A 13160-nucleotide genomic window follows, 5' to 3' on the forward strand; every position below is an offset into this window, starting at 1 on the left:
CTGCCCCGGTGGCCGACAGGAAGATCCTGGGCTGCCGGTGCGGGCCTGTCTGCTTTCTCCGGCGGGGAAGAGGGTTGCCTCTCTACCTCGTGCGGGCAAGGAAGACGGCGTCATTGCAGTAACGCACCGCAGGCTGCGTGGACGGGCCGCCCAGGTTCCCGCTGTTGTCCTCGGCAAAGATGCCGCGCTGGCCGATGCGCGAGACGAAGCCGGGATGCGCCTGGTAGTGGGGCTTTTCCGGCTGCTGGGGGATGGGCGTCACGCTCTGGAGCACGAGGCAGGCACCCACACGGCCCGCCTGGGCGACGGCATCGTCGGCGGATGCGGGGACGGCGCTTTCCCATGTGGCCCGGCCCAGACGGACATAGCCGTCAGCAAGGGCCGCGGCAAGGCGTTTTTCCATAACGGATGCCGGGAGCTGTTCCACGCGGGGGGCGCTACAGGATTCAAGGGTATCCACGGGGCGGACATGGTCGTCCGCCGCCTGATAATGACGGGAAAAACCGCCGGCACAGCCGGATGCCAGCAGGGTGAGGCCCAAAAGGGCGGGGAGAGCATAGCGGCAGGACATGGCATTTCCTCTCTTGGTTACAGGGATGCGGCCGGAAAGGAGGGAAGGGAGAGCGTTCGCTCCAGTCTTGCATGCCGTGGCACGGGGCGGTGGCGGGCAGATCTTGTTGTCGGGAGCGGGACTTTCCCGTCCGGCCGTTGGGACGGGGAGTATGAAACATATTTTGTTGCTATGTTTTATTTCAGGAATCGGAACTTTTAGCAAGTTCTTTCCGGCAACCATCCCGCCGTATCACGCGGTATCTTGAGAGGATGGAGCCGGAGGAGGCGCTTGCCGCTGCTGCCACTGTCCTGAGTGCCTTGCGGGCATGCCCGGCAGGGCTTCGGACATCGACAGCGACGGGACGGCAACGCCCCTCCCCGGGCTCCGGAACAACGAGATCTAGTCCGCCAGCGGCTCCACCAGCAGCCCCTTGTCCGTGACGGACAGGGGACGTACGGCCAGCAGTTCGCGACCGGGATGGGCCCCGGCGGGCAGGATGCAGGGCACATAGAATTCATTGACGCCCTTGATGGCTTTGCGACGGCGGGCAGGGGCCTGGTCGGGAGCGGGGCTGTCGGCGGCCAGCAGCATGCGCGGCAGGGCCAGCTGTGCCTGCCAGAAAGCCTGACGGCGTTCTTCCACGGCGGCGCGGACGCGGGCGGCCCGCTCCTGCTTGACCTGCTGGGGCAGGTGGCCGTCAAAGCGGTCGGCGGCAGTGCCGGGGCGACGGGAATAGGGGAAGACGTGGGCATAGCTGAAGGGCGTCTCGCGCACGAAGTCCAGCAGGCAGGCCACATCTTCCTCACGCTCGCCCGGGAAGCCCGCGATGATGTCCGCCCCCAGCCCCATGACGGGCCAGTGGGCGTGCAGGCGTCCCACGGCACGCTGGAGCATTTCTGCCGTGTAGTGGCCGCGGCCCATGCGGCGCAGCACGGGCTGGCTGGCATGCTGCAGCGAGATGTGCAGCTGCGGGCAGAGCATGCGGCAGGCCATGAGGGTCTCCACCCCTTCGTCATCGAGCTGCGACGGCTCCAGGGAGCTGATGCGGAAGCGGCCGCGTCCGGCGAATTCCGGGGCCAGGGCGGCATCCAGACGGCGGAGCAGGCTCCAGAAATCACCGAAATCAGCGTTGTCCCGGCCATACTGGCGCAGATTGATGCCGGAGATCATGATCTCGGCATGTCCGGCCAGCAACAGGCGCCGGGCCTCGGCGATGACGTCTTCCGGCGGGCGGCTCAGGCAGCGGCCGCGGGTGAGGGGCACGATGCAGTAGGTGCAGCGGTGCTGGCAGCCGTCCTGCACCTTGAGCACGGGGCGGGCGCGCCGGAAGCCGCTGATGGCAAAGGGCGGGTAGGAAGGGGCCTGCGCTTCTCCTGCCGGAGCCTGGGCATCTTCCGTCCAGGGCCCGGCCAGCAGCAGGCGCTTGTCGCCCTGGGGCAGGACGAGGTCCGGCTGCACGCAGTCCTCGTGGCCGTGCCGGCGAAAGTCCTCGAACAGGCGGGCCGCACAACCGGTCAGGATCAGGCGGGCAGCGGGGGCCGCACGGCGCAGACGGAACACGGCATTGCGGGCATCGCGTTCGCCACGGGCCGTGATGGCGCAACTGTTGACGCAGACCACGTCCGCCTGGGCGGGGTCGTCGCATTCCACGCCGCCACGGGCCTGCCAGGCCTCGCGCAGGGATTGCGTTTCGTACTGGTTCACCTTACAGCCAAAGGTAATGAAGTAGAATTTCCATGCTTGCATGGCTGCTATGTAGGGCAAAGGCCGTCCCCTTGACAAGAGGCGGCCGGACCCGCTGGAGATGGATGATGAAAGGATGTGTGTGGCGGCATCCCTCCCGCTGGGGCGGGCTGCTGTTGTGGCTGTTGCTGCTGCCGCTGTGCTGTACGGCGGAGACGGCTGCCGGCGAACGTGGCGGCGAGCTCTCCGGGCTGTCCGCCGAGGACCGTATCAATCTGCTGTGCCTGCGTTCGGCCTACCCGCAGATCAGGGCGGTGGAATCCGGGCCTGACGGGATCTGGCTGCGCCTGGAAGGGGAGCGGCGGGTGCTCTATGCCTCGGCAGCGGAGCTGGCGGCCCATCCTTATGATGATGCGACCCTGCTGGACAGGGAACAGCGACTGGCCCGGCGTCTCGATCCCGCACGCATGGATGTCTCGCTGCGTGCCAGCATGCACTTGCCCTATCTGCCGGACCCGGAACGGGCGGCCACGCCTCTGGGCTATTCGCCCGGCCGCTGGCGCAGTTATGCCTTTTTGAAGGCCCTGTACGGTGCGGATGCGGCCACGGTCCGCCGGGGCCTGGGCGTGACGTCCCTGCAGGGGCGCAAGGTGCGGATGAGCGGGGCCGCCGTGCGGGCGCTGGCCGCCGTGGACGGCCGCCTGCGCGAGGCCGTGCGGCAGCGGCCGGAGCTCAAGCCCTGGCTGGTCTCGGCCGGAGGCTTTTTGTGGCGCCCCATTGCCGGAGAGCAGCGCCTGAGCCCGCATTCCTTCGGTATCGCCATCGACCTGAGCCCGCAGCGGGCGCCGTACTGGCGCTGGGCCAGGATGGAACGCCATCCCCTGCAACAGTCCTACGACAGCGAGATCGTCCGGGCCTTCGAGGCCGAGGGCTTCATCTGGGGCGGCAAATGGCACGAATACGATCTGATGCACTTCGAATACCGGCCCGAGATCATGGCCAAGGCCCGTGTGCTGCACCAGCTGGAGACGGCGGGCGGGAGCGGGCTCGAAGGTCTTCCCGGCGGGGCCGAGCGGGACGGCGGGACAGTCGCGTCCCCTCATGACCTGTCGGGAGTGGGGGCGGCAGAGGGGAGCAACGGCTGAGAGGCATCTGTCCCGACGGTCGTCCCTGGCGGGCAGCGAGCCGGGGCGGGGATGATGTGTCGTCGCGAACGTGTCGGGCAGGCAGAACCCGCAAAAAAAGGAGGGGTCCCGGTGGGGCCCCTCCTTTGTCACTCGTATGGCAGGACGGCCTAGTCCTGACCGGTGGCCGCGGCCTCGTCCACGACCCAGATCAGGTCGCCCACGCTGGGGCGCACCATCTGGGCAGGCAGGGTGGGCTCGGCCAGCAGATCCAGCACCTGGCCCAGCACCTGATGCTTTTCCTTGCCCGTGACCAGAAACATGCAGCAGCGGGAGTTGTTGATGACCGGCAGGGTCAGAGTCAGGCGGTCGGCCTTGCGTTCGGGCACATACTGGTCGATGACCAGACGCTTGCGCTCGGCCAGGGCCGGAGAGTTGGGGAAGATGGAACCGGTGTGGCCGTCATCGCCCATGCCCAGGATCATGAAGTCGAAGCGGGGCAGGTCGTTGGGACCGATATTGAAGTCCTGACGGATCTGCTGCTCGTATTTGACGGCGGCTTCCACAGGGTCGATGTCGCCGCGCATGCGGTAGAAGTGGGTGGCAGGCACATGGCTCAGCAGTTCGCGGCGGGCAAGGCCGTAGTTGCTGTCAGGATGGTCGGGACCCACGCAGCGTTCGTCCACCCAGAAAAAGTTCATCTTGTCCCAGGGCAGGCGGTCGGCCCAGTCACTGGCCGCCAGCAGACGGAACAGGGGGATGGGCGTCTGGCCGCCGGAAAGGGCGATGCGGAACACGCCGCGTTCGGCCACGGCTTCTTCACAGGCGGCGGCCAGGATATGGGCGGCGCGCTCGGCCATGGCGGCAGGATCTTTATGGATATGCACGGAAAGATGGATGGATCTGCTGCGCGCTTTCATGATGATCTCCTTATTGTGGACTGCGCAATAAAAACGGCGCGGCACAGGATACCGCCCGTGTTGCTGTCATTTCCTTCAGGACGTACCACCATAATGCAGGGCGGTGCCGGCGGCAAGCCCCCTGAGGCTTGTCTGCCGCTGCGGGCGGGAGAGGAATGCCGAAAATCCCCTGCGCTGTGGTCTCCGGGAACAGAAAAAATTTTTCCTGTGATTCAGGGATGCTGTTTTTGTGCCGGGGGCTGGCCGGTGGTACGCAGGGAGTCGTACTCCATGACGGGGCGGGCGGTATCCAGACGGGGGCGCAGACGCAGGGGCAGGGGGGTGCCCGTACGGCGGGGCGACATGTCCAGACGCAGGATGCACCAGGCCCCGAAGGGCAGGCGGGAAAGGGCCGCGGCATGGACGTGCGTCCCGTGATGCCAGCGGCAGGCGGGCCGCCAGAGGCAGCTTGCCGCGTGCAGTCGTCCCGGGCGGGCGGCCAGCAGGCGCCAGACGGTCCAGAAGGGCAGGCAGTGCCCGGGCCAGGCATGGCGACGCCCGTGCAGCCGCCAGGTCAGCCAGGGCAGGGAGGCGCTGTTCCAGAAGGTGAGGGCCAGACCGCAGGCCGCCACGCGGCAGGCCTCGCCCAAGGCCGCAGGCAGGGCGGCGGGCGGCAGTTCGTCGGCCCGCAGCAGTACCCAGTCGAAACTGTTGTCGGCAAAGGGCAGCCAGTCCGGGGACGCGGCTTCTATCTCCACGCCTTGCGGGGCCCTGCGCCGGGCCTGTTCCCGCAGGGCCGGAGAGGTCTCGCAGGCGCTCAGGTCAAAGCCGCTCTGCCAGAGCGGAGGCAGGACATGCCCCGCCCCGCAGCCGATGACCAGCAATTCTCTGCCCCGGCGCGGCCAGGGGGCCAGCATGGAGAGCAGCAGGGCTGTCCTTTCCGGCAGGGCGATGTGCTGATGGAACGGGCTGGGGGGCGGGAGGGGCATGCAGGCTCCTTGAAGGTGAGGGTTCTCTATCCTGCTAATGTAGGGCCTGCCGGAGCGGCAGGCAAGAGGGATGCGGGATGAAGTCCCGATGCTCCAGGGGATGTCCGGCCTGCGGGAGCGGGAAAAAAGGCGGGCAGACGGGCTCCGGGAGGGCGATGCGTCATCGCGGCGCGCGCAGGACCAGCAGCAGGATCTCGGAAGGCACGCCCAGGCGCAGGGGAAAACCGCCCCACAGGCCGCTGCCGGGGCCCACATACAGGCGGGCGTCGTCCCGGGCATACCAGCCGCGCACGAAACCGCCGTTGAACAGGGCCACGCCCTGATCCAGCAGCAGGGCCAGCCCGCCGTGGGTATGGCCGGAAAGCTGCAGGTCGATTTCCGGGGCCGTCTCATGGAAGAGCTCCGGCTTGTGGGCCATGAGGATGCGCGGTCGCGGCGTCCCCTCCAGGGCCCTGTGCGGATCGGGACCGGGCAGGCCGAAGCGACCGGCCACATTGTCGGTGACACCGGCCACGGTCAGGTGGCTGCCCCGCACCGGCAGCACCACGGCCTCGTTCTCCAGCAGGGTGATGCCGTGAGCGCGCAGGACGGGCCGCCAGGCAGGCAGGTCGGAGTAATATTCATGGTTGCCCGGGCAGGCGAAGACGCCCAGCGGCGCCCGCAGGTCGGCCATGGGCGCGAAGTCCTCGCGCCGCAGGGCGGGGCTGCCGTCCATAAGGTCCCCCGTGAGCAGGATGATGTCCGGCCTGAGGGCATTGGTCCTGTCCACCACGGCCCGGGTCCACTCGGCGGGGAAGTTGCGGCTGATGTGCAGGTCCGTGAGCTGGGCCACGCGCAGGCCGTCCAGGGCGGGAGGCAGGCCGGGCAGGACGATCTCCTGCGTGCGGACATCGGGGACACGCAGTGCCGCGGGCACGGCCATGACGGTCATCACCAGGGCCACCAGCAGCAGGGCGGCCATCTGCCGGTTGCTGCCGGGCAGGGCCGGAAGGCCCGGACGCAGGCGGCGCGCCAGCCACCAGATGAGGCAGACGCCGTCCCGAAGCAGCGAGAGCAGGGCCAGCAGGAAGAAAAGCACATGCGGCACGCCCGTGCTGACCAGCACCCAGCGCGGCAGCTCGGGATTGAAGGTGCCGTAGAGCAGGGAAAAAATGTGCAGGCGGAAGCCCACCAGCAGCACCAGCAGGGCCAGCAGCATCTTGAGCGGCCGCTTGCAGCGCAGGGGCAGCACGCAGCGGACCAGCATGTAGACGCAAAGGATGGTCGTGACGATCTTGAGCATAGGCAGGGAGCGGAGGAAGGCGCGGCTCCGGGACAGGCGGCAGGAAGCCGGCCGGGGGAACGCAGGGAGCCGGATGGAAAAAGGAGGGGCATCCCTTTGCAGGACGCCCCTCCCGGACAGGCTTAGAGGGCGGCGATGGCTTCCACTTCCACCTGGGCGCCCAGAGGCAGGCTCTTGATGGCCACGCAGGAACGGGCGGGGAAGGGTTCGCAGAAGTATTTCTTGTAGACTTCGTTGACCTTGGGGAAGTCGTTCATGTCGGCGATGAACACGGTGGTCTTGACCACGTTGGCGGTGGTCAGGCCCTGGGATTCCAGCAGGGCCACCACGTTCTTGCAGCACTGCTCGGCCTGGGCGCAGATGTCGCCTTCCACCAGCTTGCCGGTGGCGGGATCCAGCGGGATCTGGCCGGAGAGGAAGAAAATGTCGCCCACGCGGATGCCCTGGCTGTAGGGGCCCACGGCGGCAGGAGCGTTGGGGGTGCTGATGACGTCCTTGTTCATGAGGAACTCCTTGCGTATTGGCTGCTACTTGAAGACAGGCAGCAGGTTGAAGACATACAGGGTATGGCAGACGGCCACGATGATGCCGTAGACCAGCAGCAGGGGCACGGTGGTGGAACCGCCGGGCACGCGGTACAGGCTGGCCTGGAACTTGCGGCGGCTGGCGCGCAGCAGCAGGGCGGGCACGATGACCGACCAGATGGAGGCCGCCAGACCGGCCCAGCCGATGGCGGGCAGGAAGCCGTCGGGCCAGATGATGCCGCCGATCATGGGCGGCACGAAGGTGATGAGCATGGTCTTGGTGCGGCCCAGGCGGCTGTTGTCGAAGCCGCACAGGTCGGCCATGTAGTCGAACAGGCCAAGGCCCGCGCCCAGGAAGGACGTGGCGATGGCGAACAGGGCAAAGGCCTCCAGCATCTTGAGGATGATGCCGCCCAGGCTGGTGCCGGAAGCGGCCACCAGATCGCCCACGTTGGTGATGTGCTTGAAGTCGTCACGCGGGATGATGCCGTCGGCGGCGGCGATCCAGACCACGTAGCAGAGCAGGGCGATGACCGTACCGATGCGCAGGCAGCTGTTGATGGTGCGGGCGTCCTTGCCCAGATATTTGATGAGGCTGGGCACCGAGGCGTGGAAGCAGAAGGAGGTCAGGTAGGTGGAGGCCGCGCCGAAGATGAAGATGAATTCGCCGCTCTGGCCGTCCAGGCCCAGCATGGAATCCAGGCGGGCCTGACCGATCATGCCGCCGATGGACAGCAGGAAGGTGATGACCATGCCGCCCATGAGGATGGCGGACAGACGGTCCACAGCCTTGGAGCTCCACCAGACACAGGCCGTGAGCAGGATGGTGAAGATCAGGCTGGTGAGGACACGGGGCGGCGTGATGCCCCAGCTGGACTGCAGGGCATGCTGGACCACGGAGCCGCCGCTGCTGACGTAGGCATAGACCAGCGTGTAGAGCACGAAGGCCACGGAAAAGCCGTTGAGCACGCTCCAGAAGGAACCCAGCGTGTTCTGCACCAGGGTGTGCAGGCTGTCGCCGGGCTCGAACAGCAGGTTGACTTCAAGGATGGCCTGGCTGGCGCGCAGCATGCAGAACCAGGAAAGCAGCATGAGCACCATGGACCAGTTGAACCACATGCCGGCCGAGGTCATGGGCAGGGCCAGCATGCCCGCGCCGATGGCCGTACCGGCCACCATCATGGAACCGCCCAGAGTGCGTTGGAAACCCTCACCGAAAATGAACTTCATGAATCCTTCTCCCCGGAATCAGACGTTACGGGACGCGTTGCCCAGAAGTTGGAGAGCAGCGCGCCGGAAATGTTCTGCCAGACGCTGAACAGGGCGCCGGCAATGGCGGCGGCAGGCGTAAAGTGCGCCAGCGCCAGGGCTGTGGCCAGCCCGGAATTCTGTGTGCCTATCTCTATGGCCAGGGCGCGGCGGCGCGGCGGCGCAAAGCGCAGCCGGCAGGCGGCGAACCAGCCCACGGCCAGGCCAAGGAGGTTGTGGGCGATGACCGCCGCGAAGATGGCGGGCCCGGCCGAAAGGATGTTCTGCGCATTGACGGCGATGATGCCGGCGATGACCAGGGTGATGACCAGGGCCGAGGCCAGCGGCAGGAAGGGCATGAGCCTGTCCACCAGGCCGCGCTGGAAATGGTGCAGCAGCAGACCCAGCAGCACGGGCACCAGCACGATCTTGACGATGGACCAGAAAAGGCCGCCCATGTCCACCGGCACCCACACACCGCCCAGCAGCCAGGTCAGCGGCGGGGTCAGCAGCAGCGAGACCAGGGTGGCCGCTGCCGTCATGGCCACGGAAAAAGCCACGTCGCCGCGGGCGATGAAGGTCAGCACGTTGGAGGCAGTCCCGCCCGGGGCCGTGCCCACCAGGATCATGCCCATGGCCAGTTCCGGCGGCAGGGCGAACACATGGCACAGGGCAAAGGCCAGCAGCGGCATACAGCCGAACTGCACCACCAGTCCCAGCCCCAGATCGCGGGGATGCCGCAGCACATGGCTGAAGTCCTGCCAGTGCAGGGTCATGCCCATGCCCAGCATGATGATGCCCAGCATGGCGGAAATATGCGGCGCCACCCAGGAAAAGATCCAGGGTTGCCACAGGGCCAGCGCCGAGAAGGCGATGATGATGACACCCATGAAGCGGGTCAGAACGACACTGAGCCTGCGCAGAACCGACAGCATACGGCCTCCTCCTTTGCGGACATGATGAACCATGCATCTTGGCAGACTCAGGGCGGCAAATCAAGCCGTTCATCCGGCCGCGGGAACAGACAAAATCCTCGGCCGGGGGCGTGGGCAAAGGGGCGTCGCTCACGCATCCCTGACGCCGGGCATGTTCCCGTGGCTGCGGCGCGTGCTTGAAATGTGGCGCAAGCCCGGCTAGACTGTACGCCCTGCCGGCCCGGCCGGCACACATCACTTTTGAGGATACTATGAGCAACGAACCGGACAAGATCATTTATTCCATGATCCGCGTGTCCAAGCGCCACGGCCAGAAAGAAGTGCTGAAGGACATCTCCCTTTCGTACTTCTACGGGGCCAAGATCGGCGTTTTGGGCCTCAACGGCGCGGGCAAGTCCAGCCTGCTGAAGATCCTGGCCGGTGTGGACGAAGCCTTTGACGGCAAGACCGTGCTGGCTCCCGGCTACACCATCGGCTACCTGGAACAGGAACCCCTGGCCGGGGAGACCCGTACCGTGCGCGAGGTGGTGGAAGAGGGTGTGAGCGAACTCATGGCCATCGCCAAGGAGTTCGAGGAAATCAATGCCCGTTTCGCCGAACCCATGGAACCTGAGGAGATGGACGCCCTCATCGAGCGTCAGGCCCAGGTGCAGGAACTGATGGACCACAAGGGCGTGTGGGATCTGGACGCCCGTCTGGAAATGGCCATGGACGCCCTGCGCTGCCCGCCGGCCGACATGACCGTGGACAAGATCTCCGGTGGCGAACGCCGCCGCGTGGCCCTGTGCCGCCTGCTGCTGCAGGCCCCGGACATCCTGCTGCTGGACGAACCCACCAACCATCTGGATGCCGAATCCGTGGCCTGGCTGGAGCGTTACCTCTCCACCTTCCCCGGTACGGTCATCGCCGTGACCCACGACCGCTACTTCCTGGACAACGTGGCCGGCTGGATCCTGGAACTGGACCGCGGCCGGGGCATCCCGTGGAAGGGCAACTACTCCTCCTGGCTGGAACAGAAGCAGAAGCGCCTGGCCAATGAGGAAAAGGCCGAAGCCGACCGCCAGAAGACCCTGGCCCGCGAACTGGAGTGGATCCGCATGTCGCCCAAGGGCCGCCACGCCAAGGGCAAGGCCCGCATCAACGCCTACGAGGCCATGCTCTCCCACGAAAGCGAGAAGCGCGCCCCGGATCTGGAGATCTACATTCCGCCAGGACCGCGTCTGGGCAAGAGCGTCATCGAGCTCACCGGCGTCAGCAAGAGCATGGGCGACCGTGTGCTGATGGAAGATGTCAACGCCATCATCCCGGCCGGTGCCATCGTGGGCATCATCGGCCCCAACGGCGCGGGCAAGACCACGCTCTTCAAGATGCTGGTGGGGCAGGAACAGCCCGATACCGGCACCGTGAAGGTGGGCGATACCGTGCAGTTCGCCTATGTGGACCAGGGCCGCGAGTCCCTGGAACCGGGCAAGAGCGTGTACGACATCATCAGCGAAGGCCACGACACCATCAAGCTGGGCAGCCGCGAAGTCAACGCCCGTGCCTACTGCACGCGCTTCAACTTCCACGGTGCCGACCAGCAGAAGAAGGTGGACGTGCTTTCCGGTGGTGAGCGCAACCGTCTGCACCTGGCCCGGATGCTGAAATCCGGCGCCAACGTGCTGCTGCTCGACGAACCCACCAACGATATCGACGTCAACACCATGCGCGCCCTGGAAGACGCCCTGGACAACTTCGCCGGCTGCGTGCTGGTGGTGAGCCACGACCGCTGGTTCCTGGACCGCATCGCCACGCACATCATGGCCTTCGAGGGCGACTCCAGCGTCATCTTCTTCGAGGGCAACTTCAGCGAATACGAGGAAGACCGCAAGAAGCGTCTGGGCAAGGAAGCGGAGACTCCGCACCGGCCCAAGTTCCGCAAGCTGACCCGCTGATGTTCGCCGCGGCTGTCCCGTCGCTCCGTGCCCTTGCCGGCATGGGCGCGACGGGGCGGCCCGGCCCCGCCTTTCCTGCCTGGCCCGGGACGACCCGGCAGGCAGGGCTTTCCCGGAGGCACGGCATGGTGCCGTGTCCCCGTCCCGGCCGGGACGTCTTTCCCGGCTTTCCCCTACGCCTTCCTGTCCGGGGCGCCCGCCCCGGGATCCTTTTCCTCTTCCCGGCCTGGGCACAGGCCACCTGCCGGTTCCGGACAGGGCGGTATTACTGACCTGAAAAGTCAGGAACAGGATGATGAAACAAAAGACAACTGGACACCGTCGTATCCCTTCCCGCCTGCTGGGAGTCTCGCTCCTGCTGGCGGGCATGAGCCTTGTCCCCGTATCCGGGCCGGTCTGGGCCCGCGAAGGCGCCACCGCGGCCACGTTCGGCCTGGTGGACGAAGCGCCGCATACCTTCCTGCGTCCGAAGCAGGTCTCCCTCTTCCCCACCCACGCGCTGGTGCAGGGGGAGGAAGAGCTGGAGGTCCGTGTGCGGGACGGCGTGGGGCGTGTGGAACTTTTCGTGCCCGAGAACGCCCGCAACCTGCAGTTCGACCTGGGGGACGTGCGTCTTGCCAGCTGGCGCAGCCGGGTGGCCCCGGCCGCCGTGGCCGATGGTGACGCCCGCCGCCGCCAGGATCTGCTGGCCCGCAAGCGTGCCGTGGAAGGGGAGCTGGAAGCCGTCTCGGCCCGCCTTGGCCTGTGGACGGCCCATGCCGGGGAACGGAGCCTGGAAGCTCTGGAAAAGCTGGATGCCCGCATGGCCGAAGTCATCCCCCGTCTGCGTGAGCGTCAGGCCGCCCTGCAGCGCGAGCTGAAGACCATCAGCAATGTGCTGGCCAGCCTGCCGCGCGTGACGGAGAGCGGCCAGCTGGTGATCCTGCTGCTGGACGGCGCACCGGCCGGGAAGGTCCGCGTACGCTACGCCTACACGCTGGACAACAGCGGCTGGGATCCCGTCTATGATCTGGATGCCCGGCCGGAAGAAGGCACCGTCCGCGTGCTCCTGACGGCCCGGTTGCGCCAGAACTCGGGCATGGACTGGCGCGGGTGTGACCTGTCCATCGTCTGGCAGGACGCCCGTCCGCTGGATGCGCCCGCCCTGCCTGTCTGGCGGGTGGACGATGGCCCGGTGCCGCGTCCTTACGCCCGGGCCGCTGCGGAATTCAAGGCCGCCCCTGTGGTGCTGGCCGCCCGGGCCGACAGCGCGCCCAACGCTCCCGCCGCTCCTGTGCCGGTGCTGGACAAGGGCACCTATGCCCGCTGGGATCTGGGCCGCGTGACCCTGCCGCAGGGGCAGGAACGCCTTGTGCTGCGGCAGGAAGAATGGAAGGCCCCCTTGCAGTGGGTGGCCCGTCCTGACGAGCAGGGCAGCCCGGTGTGGCTGATGGTGGAACGGGCGCTGGACAGCACCCCCTGGCCTTCGGCCCAGGCCGAGTTCTCCGTGGACGGCCTGCCGGTGGGATCGGGGCGTTTCGTGCCCGAAGGCAATAAGGTGCGCCTCTATTTCGGGGTGGATCCCCGCGTGTCGGTGACCACCACCACGGACGACAAACGTCGCGGTGAGACCGGGATCATCGGCAAGCGCCAGACCTGGAGCTGGAACTGGACCTACACGGTGCACAACGCGCGTGCCCAGGCCGTGACGGTGCGTGTGGAGCGGCCCGAGCCCCTGCCCGTCAACAAGTCCGTGGAAGTGTCGCTGGACGGCACCCGGGCGCAGAAGGGCGAGGACCACAGCCTGTTCTGGAAGGTGGAGGTGCCCGCGGGCGAGAGCCGCAGCATCAGCCACGGCGTGAACGTCAGCGCACCGGCCGAGCTGGGCCTGAGCCCTGTGGCGCCGTAAAACGTTTTTTTGTTGTGAGGTCCCTTCCGTCGCCTGACGGCGGGAGGGACTGGAGGCCGGACAAGGGCGGGACATCCCGCCCTTTTTTCGTCTCTTCGCAG

General features: G+C 67.0%; 11 protein-coding genes. 3 read left to right on the forward strand and 8 right to left on the reverse strand.

What is annotated here, in order from left to right; all coding sequences use genetic code 11:
- Positions 1-82 precede the first annotated feature (82 nt).
- Both Q4I12_RS08260 and Q4I12_RS08265 read right to left on the reverse strand, forming a co-directional pair.
- Positions 83-571, reverse strand: coding sequence for a hypothetical protein (locus tag Q4I12_RS08260; protein WP_302261298.1), 489 nt, complete (start codon positions 569-571; stop codon positions 83-85).
- Between the two features lie 381 nt (positions 572-952).
- Positions 953-2299 (reverse strand): MiaB/RimO family radical SAM methylthiotransferase, encoded by a 1347-nt coding sequence (locus Q4I12_RS08265; protein ID WP_297138681.1) that lies wholly within the window; start codon positions 2297-2299, stop codon positions 953-955.
- A gap of 65 nt (positions 2300-2364) precedes the next feature.
- Between Q4I12_RS08265 and Q4I12_RS08270 the strand changes: the two genes are divergently transcribed.
- Positions 2365-3381, forward strand: coding sequence for a M15 family metallopeptidase (locus Q4I12_RS08270; RefSeq protein ID WP_302261299.1), 1017 nt, complete (start codon positions 2365-2367; stop codon positions 3379-3381).
- Between the two features lie 149 nt (positions 3382-3530).
- On the opposite strand, the gene pgl is transcribed toward Q4I12_RS08270, so the two are convergent.
- The 6 genes from pgl to Q4I12_RS08300 all read right to left on the reverse strand — a co-directional run bounded on the left by pgl (position 3531) and on the right by Q4I12_RS08300 (position 9237).
- The gene (pgl, locus tag Q4I12_RS08275) at positions 3531-4280 is read right to left on the reverse strand and encodes a 6-phosphogluconolactonase (RefSeq protein ID WP_168935403.1); all 750 of its coding nucleotides are present in this window, start codon (positions 4278-4280) and stop codon (positions 3531-3533) included.
- A gap of 212 nt (positions 4281-4492) precedes the next feature.
- Entirely contained in the window at positions 4493-5248 is a 756-nt protein-coding gene (locus tag Q4I12_RS08280) for a class I SAM-dependent methyltransferase (protein ID WP_302261300.1), read from the reverse strand.
- A 160-nt stretch (positions 5249-5408) separates the two neighbouring features.
- Positions 5409-6530 carry a metallophosphoesterase gene (locus Q4I12_RS08285; protein WP_302261301.1) on the reverse strand — a complete coding sequence of 374 codons (1122 nt, stop codon included), beginning with the start codon at positions 6528-6530 and terminating at the stop codon, positions 5409-5411.
- Positions 6531-6652: 122 nt separating this feature from the next.
- The gene (locus Q4I12_RS08290) at positions 6653-7033 is read right to left on the reverse strand and encodes a RidA family protein (protein ID WP_006003888.1); all 381 of its coding nucleotides are present in this window, start codon (positions 7031-7033) and stop codon (positions 6653-6655) included.
- Positions 7034-7057: 24 nt separating this feature from the next.
- A complete protein-coding gene (locus Q4I12_RS08295) occupies positions 7058-8284 on the reverse strand; it encodes an aromatic amino acid transporter (RefSeq protein ID WP_006003889.1) in 1227 nt (408 codons plus the stop codon).
- Positions 8281-9237, reverse strand: coding sequence for a bile acid:sodium symporter family protein (locus tag Q4I12_RS08300; RefSeq protein ID WP_204674020.1), 957 nt, complete (start codon positions 9235-9237; stop codon positions 8281-8283). Before Q4I12_RS08300 ends, Q4I12_RS08295 begins: the two co-directional genes overlap by 4 nt.
- 251 nt (positions 9238-9488) lie before the next feature.
- Between Q4I12_RS08300 and ettA the strand changes: the two genes are divergently transcribed.
- Entirely contained in the window at positions 9489-11171 is a 1683-nt protein-coding gene (gene ettA, locus Q4I12_RS08305; RefSeq protein ID WP_006003892.1) for an energy-dependent translational throttle protein EttA, read from the forward strand.
- A 295-nt stretch (positions 11172-11466) separates the two neighbouring features.
- Complete coding sequence (locus Q4I12_RS08310; protein WP_204625049.1) at positions 11467-13059, forward strand: DUF4139 domain-containing protein; 1593 nt, start codon at positions 11467-11469, stop codon at positions 13057-13059.
- The last annotated feature ends 101 nt before the right edge of the window (positions 13060-13160 follow it).

It is taken from the genome of Desulfovibrio piger (genome assembly GCF_951793255.1).
Taxonomy (GTDB): Bacteria; Desulfobacterota; Desulfovibrionia; order Desulfovibrionales; family Desulfovibrionaceae; genus Desulfovibrio.